Origin of the sequence: Mesorhizobium sp. WSM4312, from assembly GCF_002294875.1 — a bacterium.
Taxonomy (GTDB): domain Bacteria; phylum Pseudomonadota; class Alphaproteobacteria; order Rhizobiales; family Rhizobiaceae; genus Mesorhizobium.
On sequence record NZ_NSFU01000013.1, the window covers coordinates 54,644 to 70,394 of the forward strand.

Below are 15,751 nucleotides of genomic sequence, written 5' to 3' on the forward strand. Positions count from 1 at the left end.
CGTCTACGAAGGTGCGTCTGTCGGCGCCGCGAACTCTGCCTTAAACAACATCAGGATTCTATCGAGCGCCTGGGCTTCCGAGATGCCTTCGGCGACATAGGCTCTTGCAGCATGGCGGGCGACGTCAGCGAGCAAAAGTCCCCACGCACCGGGTTCTTTCCATGTTGTCTTTAGAACAAGTTGTTGCGCCGCTCCCGGTTCTGCCCATACCCGCAGAACTTCTACAGCCCTTGCGTTCTTTGCATTCGGTGGTGGTGAGAGCTCGCTCTTAAGTTTCCCAAACATGAGTCAACTCCTGGTCAAATCAATCAACGACAAGTGCAGACCGAGCAAAGGCGCGATCCGTACCCGCCTATTCCGGCATCCTCAACCCAAGCGCCTCGACCATCGCCGGATCCAGCGCCCGCGTGGTGTCGTCCATCATGCCCATGCCGTCGAAGAGGTCCCAGAAGGCCCAGGGGAAGCCGGCCGCCTCGGCGCTCTGGCGGACGTCGGAAATGTAGCGGGCGCGGTCGGGGTTGGGGGCGGCGGTGTAGCGGGCGTCGGTGCGCAGGGCGCCGAATTCGCCCATGATGACGCGCTCCGGGGCGATGCCGTTCCTGTCGGCCCAGTCGCGCGCCTGGCCGAGATATTTGTCGATGAACCAGCGGTCGGGCCGGGCGTCGAAATAGACTTTCAGCACGCGCTCGGTTTCGGCATAGGCGGCCTGCTTGTCCGCTTCCGGGGTCTCGGCATCCTGCGCCATGCGCGCCCTGACGGAGGCGAGCGTCGCGTCGAGCGAACCGGCGGAGGCCGGCCACGGCACATTGTTCAGCGAACGGTAGACCGGCTCGCGCATCCAGGGCGCGCCCTGGTGGCTGAACAGATAGGGCTCGTAGAAGTGGAAGGTGAACAGGATCGGCTCGAAGGCCGCCAGCGGCGCCGGATCGAGTGCCGCCAGCCCGCTCACCATCGAGCCGCAGCCGCCGGTGACGACCAGCGGCAAGGTGCAGGACGACGCCCGGGCCGCGGTCAGCAGGGATGCCTGGACCTGCGACCAGACGTTGGAATCGCAGGATTGCGCCGGTTCGTTGACTGGTTCCAGCGCCACCATGCCCGGCGTGAACCGCGCCAGCCTGCCGGCAAGCTCGCCGACCAGCGCCCGGTAGAGGTCGAAGGCCGGTGCCTCGGTGCTGGAGGTCATACGGTCGGGGTTCCAGTAATGGGTGGCGCCATTGGCCTGGACGTTGACGATGATGCCGAGACCGGCGGCGAGCGTGGCGGCGACGGCAGCATCCAGCATGTCCAGCAGCTTGCCGCGCGTGGCGGTGTCGGCGGCCAGGAACGGGCCGGGATCGACCGGCAGGCGGATGAAATCGAGCCCGGTCTGGCGTAGCCGACCAAGGTCGTCCGGGGTCGGCACCGGCCGCTGCGACTGGAAGGGCGGCCAGTCATAATCGGTGCGCGGCGCGGGAAATTCGCGTGTCAGCGAGAACCAGGGCCAGGCGTTGACGCCACGGCGGAAACGCCATGCGCCGTTGGCGGCAAGGGCGGACGAGGCGGAAAGTGGCGCCAGCGATGCAGCCGCAGGCACCAGCGCCGTCGACAGCGCGGTGGTGAGAAGCCGCCGCCGCGACCAGCCCGTCATACCGCGCCGGGCGAGGGGCGTTCGATCGCGGCCGTTCTCGCGGCGCTCACGCCGAGAAGCCGGTAGGCCTCATTCTCGTAGGCCAGCAACACATCCTCCCAGCGGAACGCTTCGCGGGCGCGTGTCCTGGCGGCCTCGCCGCAGGCCTTGACCAGCGCGTCGTCCTCCATCGCCTGCTGCATCCGCTCGGCGCAGCCTTGCGTGTCGGTGAAATAGATGGCGGCGGCTCCGGCGACCCATCTGTTGTAGGGATTGTCGTGCGCGATCACCATGTTGCCGGCGGCCAGCGCCTCGACCAGCGACGGGTTGGTGCCGCCGACCGTGTGGCCATGCATATAGGCGCGCGCATGGTATCGCAGCGCCTTCACCGCGGCCTGGTCGTAGATGGCGCCGGGCAGAACCACGGAGGCGTTCGCTGCCTTGCGGACCGCGACATGATAGGGGATCTGGTCGGACAGCGTGCCCAGCACCACCAGCTTCATGTCGCGCTTGCGGCTGCAGAAGGCTTCGACGATCGGCAGGATGCTGTTGTCGGGCTCGATGCGCGCGATCGAGATCAGGTATTTTCCAGGCTCGAGGCCGAGCGCGCGCACCGGCGCCTCGGGTGCCGATGTCACCGGATCGGCGCCATAGGCGATGGTGGAAATTGCGCTGCGCGGCCGGCGCGTCGCCAGGTGATCGGCAATGACCGGATGGTCGGCGACCAGCCTGTGCGAAGCCCAGGCGCCGATCCACTCATTGAGCCAGAACCAGGTGCGCGCCGCGCGCCCCCATTTGGGGCGGCGCCACTCGATGCCGTCCATATTGGTGATGACCTTGCGCCGCATCAGCCTGAGCCAGGTCAGGAAGACCGCGCCATTGTAGCCGAGCACCAGGCAGACGCCGGGCCGGCGCGCGGCGTCGAGCACGCATTGCCAGTCGAATTCCAGCGTCGCGCGCGGGCCTTTCGACCCGACCTGGACGTGGATGAGGTCGATGCCGCGCCAGCTGTCGAGGCGCACCCTCTGGTCGACCCGCTCGACCTCTTCCTGGCAGTAGACGCCGACCTTCCAGCCGCGTGCGACCAGAAAAAGCGCCAGCCTCTCGGCGAAGGTCTCGAAGCCGCCATGGGCCGCGGGGATGCCGCGCGTTCCCAGGATCAGGATGGAAGGCTGTTCCGGTTTCATGGCTGCTGGCGCTTTCAAATCCGTCCGACCCGCTATGGAAGGCTGTCCCGTCTCAAAACCCGGCCCTGCAAAATGCCTGCCAGGCCCGATTCCAGCCATTGTCGCATTCGGGTTGTAAAATATTTGTTCCAGCCGCCGGCGTTGTTTCACTATCGGTCAACTTTCCGAACGTATGTGTACCGAAACGAGGCGATGCCGGGGCCAGTCGGCCCGCGAATGGATATATTAGCCCGGCATGAACCTTGCTGATGGACTTCTGCGCGCCGGAATCGGCGGAAGGCGTGCAGCGTTGGTGTGGTGAACCGGATCCAGATCCGTTTCATGACCGCACTAAAACCAGTGAAGTCCAAAGGGGTGTTGGGCTTGACGTTTCCGGTCGCCGGTATGGTCAGGCGGCGGAATCGTCACACCACCCCTGGCAGAAAGATGCGCGTGAAGATGCGGATTGCCTGCATCCATCAGGGCTACGAACTCTACGGCTCCGACCGCAGCTTCGCGGAGAGCGTGGCGGCGCTGCGCGCCGCGTTTCCGTCGGCCGACATCGAAGTGGTCCTGCCGCGCAGCGGACCGATCGTCGAAATCCTTCAGCCCCATGCCAGCCGCATCGTCTTCGAGCCGCTCTGGGTGCTCAGGCGCCAGGCGATGCTGAGGCTGGCGACCATCGAGATGGCGCGGCTGCCGGTCGCGCTGTGGCGGGCATGGCGGCGCCTCAGCGTTTGCGACCTCGTCTATGTCAACACCTCGATCGTCGCCGATTATGCGCTGGCCTCGCGCCTGCTGCCTTCCAAGGCTCTGCTGCACATCCATGAAATTCCCGAAGGCGTGCTGCGCCGGATCCTCGTCGGGCTCATGCACTGGAGCCATGCCGATCTCATCTTCAACTCGAAAGCGACGCGCGACACGTTCGGCGAGCCGCGATCGGCGCGCTCCTACGTCGTCTATAACGGCGTTGCCGGTCCGGCGGCGGCGGAGGCGATGACCTATGACGGCAAGCGCCCACTGCGGGTGCTGCTGCTCGGCCGCGTCAACCGGATCAAGGGCCAGGAAGTGCTTCTGCAGGCGATCGCCTCGCTGCCGGCTGAACTCAGGTCAAGGATCGAGGTGCGGCTGGTTGGCGGCGCCTTCGAAAGCGTCGAGCGCGAACGCGCGCTGGCGGAACTGGTCCAGAGCATGGGGCTGGCCGGACAGGTCAGCGCCTTGCCCTTCATCCCTGACCCTTCGGAGCATTATCGCTGGGCCGACATCGTCACCGTGCCGTCGCGGCGTCCGGAATCGCTCGGCCGTGTCGCCATCGAGGCGATGGCCTATGGCCGGCCGCCACTGGTGTCGGCGATCGGCGGGCTGGTCGAAGTGGTCGCCGACGGCGAGACCGGCTGGCATGTTCCGCCAGGCAATGCAGCGGCGTTGGCCGCGAAGTTGCAGGAGATCATCCTCGCCCCTGAAACGTGGTGCGGTTTCGTCGCCGCCGGGCGCAAGCGCTACGAGACGGTGTTCAGCGAACCGGTCGCCGCGGCCGCGATCGCGGCGATCGCCGCCGACAAGCTGAAGGCTGCCATCGCAAGGCCGGGCCGGATGGCCAGCACCCGCCAGGTGGAGACAAGGCCGTGAAGTTCCCCCTCCATCTGGTGCGGCGCCTCGTGCTGATGATCGGTGGCGAGGCGATGCAGAGCGGCTTTCATTTCGCCCTCAACATCGCGCTGCTGCACATGCTGTCGGCGCAAGGCTACGGCCTTTTCGCCATCGCCATGGTGATGGGCGGCGTCGGCCTGTCCTACATCAGGTCGCTCACCGCGGTTCCGGCCTCGATATGGATGGGCAAGAGCAGCAACAGCGCCGGCGTCGATGCCCATGACGTGGCCTTCGGATCCGCGGCGCTGGTGGTGTCGCTGCTGATGGCCATCGGCACGGCTGTCCTGATGCGCCTCCTTGGCGACCCGAGCGGCATTGCGGCCGGCTGCTTCGTCGGTGCCTGGTCGCTGCGCAGCCATATGCGCACGGCATTCTTCGCGCGCCGCCAGCAGGTGATCGTCTCCGTCAGCGACGCGGCCTTCACAATCGCAGGCACCGTGTTCGCCGGCCTGGCGATCTGGTTTGCCGAGGCCGCGCTGCAGACCGTGTTCTATGCCCTTGCCGCTGCCAATGTGATCGGCATCCTCGTCCTGGCCCGGCTGGCGCCGCGCACGCTGCGCATCAGCTTCCGCATGCCGACACGGCGGCGCTACACCAGACTCTGGCGTCAGCTGTGCTGGTCGGCCTTCAGCGCGACCACCACCAACATCCAGGGGCAATGCCTGGCACTGCTGGTCGCCGGCATTGCCGGACCCGCGGCTTACGCGCCGCTGGCGGCGGTGATCGTGCTGTTCGCGCCGCTGCGCATCATCAGTCTTGCTTTCGTCAACATGACGCAGCCGGAACTCGCCAAGCTGATGCGGCGCAATGAAACGCGCCGCGTCTGGTCTCAGGCGAAGATCTGGTCGGTGGTCATGGGGCTCGGCGGCCTGGCCTATGGATGCGCCATCCTGTTCGTCCTGCCGATGATCAAGTCCCAGGCTCTGCAGGATGCCTCGGTCGGGTTCATCGGGCTTTTCGTGACGGCGAATTTTATCCCGATCATGCTCTACATCATGCCCCGCATCGTCCTTGAGATATTCGGTGATTTCCGCATCGTCGCCTTCATCACCATGGGCGGCGCCATCGTCGGGCTGGCGTTGATCGCCATCCTGCTGGCCGTCGCGTCCCCACCATGGGCGCTGCTGGGCTCCGCGGTCTCCGAGACCTTCGTGCTCGCGGCATCATGGTATTTCGCGCATCACCGCATGTGGAACATCGAGCATCCGGACCAGCAGCGTAACAGCCGTTTGGGCTCCTGGCGGCGGGCGCTCACGTTCGCCGCGGTAAAGCGATAGGAGATGGATGTGCCTGGCCAGGCGATGCAAATTGCTGCGGTGGATGACGGCTTGCCCGTGGCGGGAGCCTCCCGTCCCGTGACCGTCCCCGCAAACGATGCCTACACGGCGCGATTGCACACAAGCCTTGAAGCGGTCAGGCCGCTCTGGCTGCGCTTCCAAATGGACGGTGTCTGCACCGCCCACCAGCATTTTGCCTGGGTCGAGGGGATCGTGGCGCGGCTGATGCCGGCAGGCGCGGAGCCGCTGATCGTTGAAGTGAACGACGCGGTGACGGGCGCGCCCTTGATGCTGGTGCCGCTGATGCTGCGCTCGGCCTTCCAGCATCGGGTGATCGAGTGGCTGAGCTGTGGCGTGTGCGACTATTCGGCACCGCTGCTGGCCGATGCGGGTGCGTGGACCGCCCAATCGGCGCAGGCTGCGTGGGCGGCGGTGCGTTCCGTGCTGCCGTCGGCGGATCGCTTCCATATCACGGGAATACCGCAGCAGGTCAGCGGCGTGGCCAATCCCCTGGCCTTGCTGACGACCACGCGCGATTCCGTGCAGACCACCTTTGGACTTGCCATCGACGGCGACCCGGAAACCGTGCTCAAGCGTCTCTGCAGGCCATCTTTCGTCAAGGAATTCGGCAAGGACTGGCGCCGGCTCGAAAGGCTCGGCGATGTGGAACTCGTCCAGGCCGTTTCGCCGGATCAGGTGGAGGAAATCTTCGGCGAACTGGTCCGGATGCGGCTTAGCCGGTTCCGCGAACTTGGCCGCTTCGACCTGCTGACGCAGGAGGCGGTTGTCGATTTCTACCGTGACGCGGCCATTCAGGGCTTGTCGGACGGTTCGGTGCGGCTCTTCGGGCTGCGCGTCGGCGGCTCCCTGATCGCGGTTCAATATCTGCTTGTCCATCAAGGGACTGTTCATGCTCTCCTGATAGCTATGGACCAGAGCGTCGTTCCCAATGTCTCGCCTGGAATGGCGATCATTGGCAGGTTGATGAGGTGGGCACGCGAGCAAGACCTTGGTTATTTCGACCTGTCGGTCGGCAACCAGAGCTACAAGGAACATATGGGCGCCAAGGGTTCGGTTCTTGTGGAACTCTGCCATGGGTACACGATGCGGGGCAGGGCGGCGAGCAACGCCATCGATCTACGCAACCGGACCGAAGCCTTCGTGCGATCCAAACCACGGCTGCTCAACGTGGCCCAGAGACTGATGCGAGGTTTGCGGCGTTCGCGTGGAGGACGTTGAGAGCAGGCCTGAACGGACGGGAGAAGTACGTGGCAGGCCAGGCAGTACGAATAGTCGCGGTGGGGGATGCACCGGACCAACCTCTTTCCCCAATTCTCGCCGGTTGGGGCGCCGCCGCGCGCTTTGCCGCGCGGCTGCACACCAGCTTCGATTCCGTAAGGCCGCTGTGGCTGCGCCTCGAGGCGACCGGCGTGTGCACGGGCCATCAAGGCCTTGCCTGGGTGGAAGGGATCGCAACCCGGCTGATGCCCAAAAGCGCGGAACTGCTGGTCGTCGAGGTCAACGACGCCGATACGGGCGCGCCGGTCATGCTGTTGCCGCTGATGCGCCGCCGGGCCATGGGCCATTATGTGATCGAATGGCTGAGCTGCGGCGTGTGCGACTATTCCGCGCCGCTGCTGGCCGATGCGAGACCCTGGACCACGCAGAGCGCCGACGCCGCCTGGGCGGCGGTGCGCGCCGTGCTGCCGCCGACGGACCGCTTCCACATAGCGGGGATTCCGCGGGAGATTCACGGCGTCGCCAATCCGCTGGCGCTGCTTTCACAGGCGCGCGATTCCATCCAGATCGCTTCGAGCCTGGCCCTGAGTGGCGATCCGCAGACGCTGATCAAGCGCATCTGCAAATCGTCCTTCGCCAAGAATTTCCACAAGCACTGCCGCCGCTTCGAACAGATGGGCAAGCTCGATCTGGTCGAAGCCGAGACGCCCGACATGGTGGAGGCGCATTTCGCGACCCTGCTCGAGTTCAGGCTCAACCGCTTCCGTGAGCTCGGGCGCTTCGACCTCCTGACACAGGCGCCGGTCGTCGATTTCTACCGCAACGCCGCCCTGCACGGCCTGTCCGACGGCTCCGTGCGGCTCTTTGGGCTGCGTGTCGGTGACGCCTATCTCGCCGTCATGTACGTGCTTGTCATGAAGGGCACCTTGCACGCGCTTCTGCTCGGGATCGATCAGGACGCGGTGGCCAACGCCGCGCCAGGCCTGACGACGATTGGCAAGCTGATGATGTGGGGAGTGACGCAGGGGCTCGACTGTTTCGACCTGTCGGTCGGAAGCCAGGGCTACAAGCAGCACATCGGCGCTTCGAGCGCGGTGCTGGCAGAATTGTGCGAGGCGGTGACGCTGCGCGGCCGGGGCTCGACGACCTATATCCAACTGCGCGGGAAGACCGAACTTTTCGTGCGCTCCAAGCCCGGGCTGTACAAGGCCGTGCAGGGCGTGATGCGGCGGTTTCGGCGACTGAAGAATTGAAGAATTGAAGAATTGAAGAATTGAAGAATTGAAGAATTGAAGAATTGACGAATTGAAGAATTGGAGAATTGCTGCTCCCGAGGTGGCTTCGGGAGCAGCAATCGCGCGCGACGAGGTGACCGCTCACAGCGCCTCGGTGTCGAAGAGCAGCATCGTCACCAGATCGTCATCCCCGGCGAGTTTGCGCCGGTCCACCGCGCAGGCCCGGCCGATCTCGCTGTCAAAGGCCGTGCGAATGGCCTCCAGGCTGTCGAAATAGAGCGTCGCGACCCTGAAAGGTGTCTCGCCAGGCAGGACATTCATGATCGGCTGCCGGCTGATCTCGTAGCGCCGCAGTCCGGGCAATTGCTTGGCCAGCGGCACGTGAATGTCGTGGTAATGGCGCTCGAAGGCCGCCGGATCGGCGGGGGTTTTGTAGATGACAAGCATCTTGGCCATGGTGGTGCTCCCAGTTTGAGGTGACCGCGCCGCGTCGGCGCCGCACCAATGTCGTTCGCCGGGAGCGTATTTCGACAGGGATGCGGGTTTTCGCGAGACCAACGGCATGGGGCCGGCGCCAGACGATATTCCGCGCATCGCCATCGCCATCGCGGCCGCCAGCCGGTGCCCGCACGGCGATGCGGTTGATCCATGTCAAAGCGGATCGTCGTCGACGCTTTTATCTGATCCACTGTCTTGGGAAGGACACAAGGCGGTGGGTGGTTCCGGGCCGGCAAGCTGAAAACAGCTCCGGTCCGGACTGCCTGCGAGATTTTGCCGGTCCGCGCCGTGTTCATGCCCGAAATTGACAGCAAGGCGTGTCTCCGTCATCCTTGAGCCCAGTCGCCTGATGTGTCAGGGCGACCGAGGGCAGCGTCATGTTCAGTCCCGTCACCGGCCAGAATGCCAAGCGCGCCGCGGTGCGCAAGGCGCTCGACGCCCACAAGGTCTACATCACCGCGCAAAGCTTTTCGGACGGGGCCTATCGCGCACGCGTGCTGGTCGACGGCGAGGCCTATTGGGTGGATGAGTTCCGGCTCGCCCAGCTGCAGCAGGGCCTGTCGCCGGCCGAGCTCGAGCTGACCCCGGCTGCCGACGATTGAGAGCGTGACTTCCATCCGTTCCGGAACGCGGCAGTTGCTCCTGCTTGCCAAGCGCTTCGGTCCTTGACCATGCCCGCTCCCGCCAAACTCAAGACCTATCGCGCCAAGCGCGAATTTTCCAAAACGCCGGAACCGGCCGGCGGGCCGATCACCGGCGAGGGCAACGGCTTCGTCGTCCACAAGCATCACGCCACCGCGGACCATTATGATCTGCGCCTGCAGGTCGGCGACGTGCTGAAGAGCTGGGCGGTGCCGCGCGGACCTTCGCTCAACCCGGCCGACAAGCGGCTGGCGGTCGAGACCGAGGACCATCCACTCGAATATATCGATTTCGAGGGCGTCATTCCCGAGGGTGAATATGGCGGCGGGCCGATGATCGTCTGGGACACCGGCACCTGGGCGCCGATGGACGATGTCGAGAAGAGCTTGCGCACCGGCGCTTTCAAGTTCCGGCTGGCCGGCGAAAAGCTCAATGGCGGCTGGATGCTGACCCGCCTGAAGCCCAAGCCCGGCGAGGACGAGAACAAGAAGAACTGGCTGCTGTTCAAGGAGCGCGACCTCGCCGCCGACACGGCGCTGAATATTCTGGAGGCGCGGCCGGAAAGCGTGAAATCCGGCCTGCGCATCGAGGAACTGGCGGCCGCCGCGAAACCGGCGGCCAAGTCCGCGCCAAAGCCGGGTTCCCTGAAACCCGGCGAACTGCCCGGCGCGGTGAAGGCGTCGGCGCTCAGCCGCATCGAGCCGCAGCTGGCGACGCAGGCGCTTAGGCCGCCGGGCGGCGAAGGCCCTGCCGAAAACACCAACGAACTCTGGCTGCACGAGATCAAATTCGACGGCTACCGCACCATGGCGCATCTGTCCGACGGGCAGGTGCGGCTGATCACCCGCGGCGGCATCGACTGGACGAAGCGCTATGGCGACCTGCCGCATGCCTTCGCCAAACTGCCGTGCCGCGAGGCGATCGTCGATGGCGAGATCGTCGTGCTCGACGCCAAGGGCATCAGCCGCTTCGCGCTGCTGCAGGACGCGCTGGCCGAGGGCGCCGGCAGCAAGCTGCATTTCTATGCCTTCGACCTCCTGCATCTCGACGGCTGGGACTTGCTGAAAGCACCGCTCATCCGGCGCAAGGCGCTGCTGGCCGAGCTGCTTGGCGGGCTCGGGGCGAATTCCGCCATCCAGTTCTCCGACCATGTCGAGGGCTCCGGGCAGGGGCTCTATGACCAGGCGACGGAGCTCGGGCTCGAAGGCGTCATTTCCAAGCGCGCCTCCGCGATCTACCAGAGCGGCCGCACCAAGAGCTGGACCAAGTGCAAGGCGCTGCAGAAGGACGATTTCGTCATCGCGGGTTACACGATTTCGGACGCGGCGGAAGGGCTGGCGGCACTCGGCATGGCCGAGTGGGAGGAAGGCGAACTGCACTATCGCGGCAAGGTCGGCACCGGCTTCGATGCCGAGACGGCAGCCGACCTGCTCGCCCGGCTGGAGCCGCTGACTTCCGGCGCCACGGCGCCGGAAGGCGTGCCGCGCGAGATCATGCGCGAGATGCACTGGGTGAAGCCGCTGTTTTCGGCGCGCATCCATTACGCCAACCGCACGGCGGACAATGCGTTGCGCCATGGCGTGTTTCGCGGTCTCAGGGATGTCGGCCTGTCGACGCCGGTCTCGGCCAAGCGCAAGCGGCTGATCTCGGAGGCGGATCTCGCCACCATCTGGGTGACCAATCCGGAGCGGCGGCTGTTCGGCAAGACCGGGCCGACCAAGCTCGACATCGCCGTCTATTACGCGCTGGTCGGCGACTTCATGCTGCCGCACATCCTCGGCCGCCCGGTGTCGCTGGTGCGCTGCCCGACCGGCCTGCCAAAGGATTGTTTCTTCCAGCGCCACGCCTTCACCGGCATGCCACCCTCGGTGGTGACGTTCCAGGCGACCAATTCCGAGGGCGAGACCAAATCCTACCTCTCGGTCGAGGGGGCAAAAGGCTATCTGGCGCTGGCGCAGTTCGGCGTCGTCGAATTCCACACCTGGGGCACGCACCGCTTGAGCCTCGACAAGCCCGACCAGATCGTCTTCGACCTCGACCCGGGCGAGGGAATTTCCTGGCGCGAAGTGGTGGAAGCCGCCGTCCACATCAAGGGCGAGCTCGAGGGGCTGGGGCTGGTGCCGTTCGCCAAGACGTCCGGCGGCAACGGCATCCACATCACCGTGCCGGTGACACCCAAGCAGAATTGGAAGAAGCTGCACCAGGCGACCAGCGCCATCTCGACGCATCTGGCGGCCACCGCGCCCGACACATTCACCACCACCATGGGCAAGGAAAATCGCAAGAAGCGCATCTTCATCGACTATCACCGCAACGCCCGCGGCCACACCTCCGCCGCGCCCTATTCGCTGCGCGCCCGCACCAATCTGCCGGCCTCGACGCCAGTGAGCTGGAGCGACCTGGAGGCGATCGACGCGCCGCAGGACCTGAATTATTCCTCGCTGCCGGGGCTGCTGGAGACGTCGGGCGATCCCTGGGCGGATATCGAGGATTTTGCGCGGGATTTGCCGGTATTCGAGGGGGCGAGGAAGTAGGCGCGAGATAAGGGCCGCCCCGATCGGTGGTCCCGCCAGCGTTTAAAATTCCAGTCCATCGACGCTTCTTACAATTTGAATTATTCTCCCCAACAACCCCTCCAGCGCCCTAAAACACTTCGTCAGGGATTTGCCGGTATCATGCGGGGTCGGTGTAGGATTTCCACGGCGTCAATCGTCCTTCGGACGAAAAGCGCTGAGCAGTATCAGTGCATGGCCGCGTAGGAGTGTATCATGGCGCCCAGGGCAAGTTGGAAGGGTTATCTCAAGCTCAGCCTCGTCAGCTGTCCGGTCCGGCTCTATCCGGCGACGACGACCAGCGAGCGCATCTCGTTCAATCAGTTGCACAAGAAGACCCATAACCGCATCAACATGAAGCCGGTCGATCCCGAACTCGGGCTCGTCGAGCGCTCGGACCTGGTCAAGGGCTACGAGTACGAGGACAAGCAGTACATCATCATCGATGAAGCCGACCTCGACGCGGTGCGCATCGAATCCAACCACACGATGAACATCGAGGCCTTCGTCGACGAGGGCGAGGTCGATGTCATCTATCAGGACGCGCCCTATTACCTGGCGCCGGACGGGGCAATGGCGGAGGAAACCTTCGCCGTGCTGCGCGAAGCCATGCGCAAATCCGGCAAGCTGGCGATCGCGCGGCTGGTGCTGTCCAGCCGCGAGCGGGTGGTGACGATCGGCGCGCGCGAGAACGGCATGTTCGTGTGCACGTTGAGGAACCCGAACGAAGTGCGTGGCACGGCTGAATATTTCGGCAACATCCCGGCAGGCAAACCCGACCCGGAAATGCTCCAGCTCGCCGAAGCGCTGATCAAGCAGAAGGAAACCACCTTCGATCCGAAGGATTACGAGGACCGCTACGAGATCGCGCTGATGGCGATGATCCGCGAGAAGCTCAAGGGTCACAAGCCGATCATCGCGGCCGCGCCCGAGCGCGGCAATGTCATCAACCTGATGGATGCGCTGAAGGCCAGCCTGTCGCAGTCGAAGCCGCCGGCCAAGTCGAAGAGCAAGGCCGATGAAGTGGCGGCCAAGCCCGCCGCCAAGAAGGCGGCAGCGGGTGGCGCGCCTGAAAATCCGCTGAAGGCCAGTCTGCTCAAGGCGGTCGGCAAGAGCAAGAAATGACGGCACCGGCCGTTTCGGTTCCGGGCGCCGTTTTCGGTACCATCGGCGCGCTGGCGGCGTTCCCCTTGCGTCTCGCCGCGCGTGAGGTCGAGCGCCAGCACGGCCAGCTCAGGCGCGGCATCACCAGGCGCACGACGCATGTCGTGTTCGGCAGGACGGTGTTGGCCAAGGCCGGATTGACGAAAAGCGGCGACGCCGGGATCGAGCGCCGCGTCGCCGCCGAGCGCGCGGCCGGGCGCACGCTGATCAGCGAGAACGGCTTTTTGCGCCTGCTCGGCCTGATGAAGGCGCCGGAGGCGTCGTCATTGTCGCGGCAATCGTTGATCGAGCAATCCAGGCTGTCGGGCGCCGACCTCGACCTGCTCAGCCTGTTCGATGCCTTCGAGCATGACTGCGAACCCTATTCCTTCCGCGACCTGATCCTGGCGCGCAAATATGCCGGGCTGGTGGCCGGCGGCGCCACCTGGGGCGCGATCGCCCGCTCCGTGCACCGCTCCGGCCCGGTCGCCTCGCTCACCGCCAAATCGCTCAATGTCGGCTCGCAGCATGGCCGCCCCGACGCGATCTATCTCGAAGGCGGCCAGAGCGAACTCGACGGGCAATTGCTGTTCGACCTGGGCGCCGCGGCACAAGGCGACGACACGCTGGAAGACTTGTTCGCCGAGGCCGAAGCGGCCGAGGAGGGCGGCGACCATGATGGTGCCGCCGTGCTCTACCAGCGCTGCCTCGCCATCGACCCCAGCGACGCCATCGCCGCCTTCAACCGCGCCAACTGCCTGCGCGCCGGCGGCCGCGCGGCGGATGCCGCGCATGATTATGCCAGGGCGATCAAGCTCGACCCGGCCTTCGTCGAAGCCTGGTTCAACCTCGCCGGGCTGATGAGCGAGCAGGGCCGTGATGCCTCCGCGCGGCGGCATTTGCACAAGGCGATCGCGCTCGACAAGAGCTATGCCGATCCGGTGTTCAACCTGGCCAGGCTGGAATTCGACGCCGGCAATCTGCCCGAGGCGCGGCGGCTCTGGGTGCGCTACCTGGAGCTCGACGCGGAGTCCGAATGGGCCGGGGTGGCCGCCAGGGGCGTGCAGTTCGTGGACATGCAGCTGGCGCGGACGGCGGGGTGACCATGATTGGCGAAGGTCGCGATGACAGCAGATCTCCGGCAGGACAGAGGGGGGCGCTGTCCCGCCAACGGATCGGCTCATTTGAGACCGTCTTGCCCGGGAGAGATTTGACTGAAGGCCGGCATTCCTTGGCGCCCCCCTCTGCCCTGCCGGGCATCTCCCCCACGAGGGGGGAGATTGGCAACGTCACTGCGGCGCGAGACGCCCCATGACCAGCTTCCTCTTCGACGGCTTCGACACCGCTCCCGTCACCATCCTGCTCGCCCACGGCGCCGGTGCGTCGATGGATTCCCCTTCGATGACCGCAACCGCCAAGGCTCTGGCTGCGGCCGGCTTCCAGGTTGCCCGCTTCGAATTCCACTACATGGCCGCCCGCCGCTACGGCCACCGCAAGCCGCCGCCGCGCGCCGAGACGGTCAACCCGGAATATATCAAGGCGATCGCCGATCTCCGCGCCAGGGGCGTGACCGGCAAGCTTATCATCGGCGGCAAGTCGATGGGCGGGCGCGTCGCTTCGATGGTGGCGGACGAGATGTTCGCCAAGGGCGAAATCGCCGGGCTGGTTTGCCTCGGCTATCCCTTCCATCCGCCTGGAAAGCCCGACCAGTTGCGGACAAAGCATCTGACCGGGCTGAAGACGCCGACGCTGATTTTTCAGGGCACGCGCGACGAGTTCGGCACGCGCGACGAAGTGGCGGGTTATGGGCTGTCTGATGCGATCGAGGTGATCTGGCTGGAAGATGGCGACCATGATTTGAAGCCGCGCAAGAGTGTGTCGGGATTCTCGACGGCGGATCATCTGAAGACGCTGGCGGAGACGGTGAAGGGTTGGGCGGGGCGGTTCGCGTCCTGACCCGTCCATGAAACTCGCCACCTTCAACATCAACAACATCAACAGCCGCCTCGAAAACCTTCTGGCCTGGCTGGCGGTGGCGAAACCCGATGTCGTCTGCCTGCAGGAACTCAAGGCGCGCGACATGCAGTTTCCGCGCACCGCGCTTGCCGATGCCGGCTATGGCGCGGTGTGGAAGGGCGAGCCGACCTGGAACGGCGTCGCCATACTGGCGCGTGGCGCGGAGCCGGTGCTGACCCGCGATGCCTTGCCCGGCGACGACGCCGACCGCCAGAGCCGCTACATCGAGGCGGCGGTCGACGGCATCGTCATCGCTTGCCTCTATGCGCCGAACGGCAATCCGCAGCCGGGGCCGAAATTTCAGTACAAGCTGGCCTGGCACAGGCGGCTGGAGGCGCATGCCGGGCAGTTGCTCGACACCGGCCTGCCGGTCGTGCTGGCCGGCGACTACAACATCGTGCCCGAGCCGCGCGACATCTATGCCACGCGCTCCTATGACGACAACGCGCTGGTGCAGCCGGAAAGCCGCGCCGCATTCGCTGCCCTCATCGAGCAGGGCTGGCTTGACGCGCTGCGCAAGGTCTATCCGAAGGAGACGCTCTACACCTTCTGGGATTACCGCAGGAACCGCTGGCCGCGCGATGCAGGCTTAAGGCTGGACCACATCTTGCTGTCGAAGACGCTCGCTCGCCGCCTGAAGGGGGCGGGCATCGACCGCGACGTGCGCGGCGAGGACGGCGCCAGCGACCATGCGCCTGTCTGGGTGGAGTTGAAGTAGGTAGCGCCC

General features: G+C 65.4%; 14 protein-coding genes. 10 read left to right on the forward strand and 4 right to left on the reverse strand.

Translation table 11 applies throughout. From position 1 onward, the window contains the following. Positions 1-3 precede the first annotated feature (3 nt). The 3 genes from CK228_RS22410 to CK228_RS22420 all read right to left on the reverse strand — a co-directional run bounded on the left by CK228_RS22410 (position 4) and on the right by CK228_RS22420 (position 2,793). Positions 4-285, reverse strand: coding sequence for a DUF5076 domain-containing protein (locus CK228_RS22410; protein ID WP_095789264.1), 282 nt, complete (start codon positions 283-285; stop codon positions 4-6). Between the two features lie 67 nt (positions 286-352). After that, positions 353-1,627, reverse strand: coding sequence for a cellulase family glycosylhydrolase (locus tag CK228_RS22415; protein ID WP_095789265.1), 1,275 nt, complete (start codon positions 1,625-1,627; stop codon positions 353-355). Continuing rightward, positions 1,624-2,793 carry a DUF1972 domain-containing protein gene (locus tag CK228_RS22420; RefSeq protein WP_095789266.1) on the reverse strand — a complete coding sequence of 390 codons (1,170 nt, stop codon included), beginning with the start codon at positions 2,791-2,793 and terminating at the stop codon, positions 1,624-1,626. The genes CK228_RS22415 and CK228_RS22420 overlap by 4 nt, the downstream gene beginning before the upstream one ends. A 438-nt stretch (positions 2,794-3,231) precedes the next feature. Between CK228_RS22420 and CK228_RS22425 the strand changes: the two genes are divergently transcribed. The 4 genes from CK228_RS22425 to CK228_RS22440 are packed head-to-tail and all read left to right on the forward strand — an operon-like array spanning position 3,232 to position 8,191. After that, positions 3,232-4,401 (forward strand): glycosyltransferase family 4 protein, encoded by a 1,170-nt coding sequence (locus tag CK228_RS22425; RefSeq protein WP_095789368.1) that lies wholly within the window; start codon positions 3,232-3,234, stop codon positions 4,399-4,401. Next, positions 4,398-5,699: a hypothetical protein gene (locus tag CK228_RS22430; protein ID WP_179296010.1), complete on the forward strand. Its 1,302-nt coding sequence runs from the start codon at positions 4,398-4,400 to the stop codon at positions 5,697-5,699. The genes CK228_RS22425 and CK228_RS22430 overlap by 4 nt, the downstream gene beginning before the upstream one ends. A 3-nt stretch (positions 5,700-5,702) precedes the next feature. Continuing rightward, a complete protein-coding gene (locus tag CK228_RS22435; protein ID WP_179296011.1) occupies positions 5,703-6,938 on the forward strand; it encodes a GNAT family N-acetyltransferase in 1,236 nt (411 codons plus the stop codon). A gap of 29 nt (positions 6,939-6,967) precedes the next feature. After that, the gene (locus tag CK228_RS22440) at positions 6,968-8,191 is read left to right on the forward strand and encodes a GNAT family N-acetyltransferase (protein ID WP_095789267.1); all 1,224 of its coding nucleotides are present in this window, start codon (positions 6,968-6,970) and stop codon (positions 8,189-8,191) included. Positions 8,192-8,314: 123 nt separating this feature from the next. On the opposite strand, the gene CK228_RS22445 is transcribed toward CK228_RS22440, so the two are convergent. Further along, positions 8,315-8,629, reverse strand: a complete 315-nt coding sequence (locus tag CK228_RS22445; RefSeq protein ID WP_095775075.1) for an EthD family reductase — start codon at positions 8,627-8,629, stop codon at positions 8,315-8,317. Between the two features lie 419 nt (positions 8,630-9,048). Here CK228_RS22445 and CK228_RS22450 point away from each other — a divergent pair, with 419 nt between their 5' ends. The 6 genes from CK228_RS22450 to xth all read left to right on the forward strand — a co-directional run bounded on the left by CK228_RS22450 (position 9,049) and on the right by xth (position 15,742). After that, complete coding sequence (locus tag CK228_RS22450) at positions 9,049-9,273, forward strand: hypothetical protein (protein WP_095775076.1); 225 nt, start codon at positions 9,049-9,051, stop codon at positions 9,271-9,273. A gap of 69 nt (positions 9,274-9,342) precedes the next feature. After that, the gene (gene ligD, locus CK228_RS22455) at positions 9,343-11,847 is read left to right on the forward strand and encodes a DNA ligase D (protein ID WP_095789268.1); all 2,505 of its coding nucleotides are present in this window, start codon (positions 9,343-9,345) and stop codon (positions 11,845-11,847) included. A 234-nt stretch (positions 11,848-12,081) separates the two neighbouring features. Then, positions 12,082-12,990, forward strand: coding sequence for a Ku protein (locus CK228_RS22460; protein WP_095775078.1), 909 nt, complete (start codon positions 12,082-12,084; stop codon positions 12,988-12,990). Next, the gene (locus tag CK228_RS22465) at positions 12,987-14,111 is read left to right on the forward strand and encodes a tetratricopeptide repeat protein (protein ID WP_095789269.1); all 1,125 of its coding nucleotides are present in this window, start codon (positions 12,987-12,989) and stop codon (positions 14,109-14,111) included. The genes CK228_RS22460 and CK228_RS22465 overlap by 4 nt, the downstream gene beginning before the upstream one ends. A 208-nt stretch (positions 14,112-14,319) precedes the next feature. Further along, the gene (locus CK228_RS22470; RefSeq protein WP_095789270.1) at positions 14,320-14,964 is read left to right on the forward strand and encodes an alpha/beta fold hydrolase; all 645 of its coding nucleotides are present in this window, start codon (positions 14,320-14,322) and stop codon (positions 14,962-14,964) included. Positions 14,965-14,971: 7 nt separating this feature from the next. Next, positions 14,972-15,742 (forward strand): exodeoxyribonuclease III, encoded by a 771-nt coding sequence (xth, locus tag CK228_RS22475; protein WP_095789271.1) that lies wholly within the window; start codon positions 14,972-14,974, stop codon positions 15,740-15,742. Positions 15,743-15,751 lie beyond the last annotated feature (9 nt).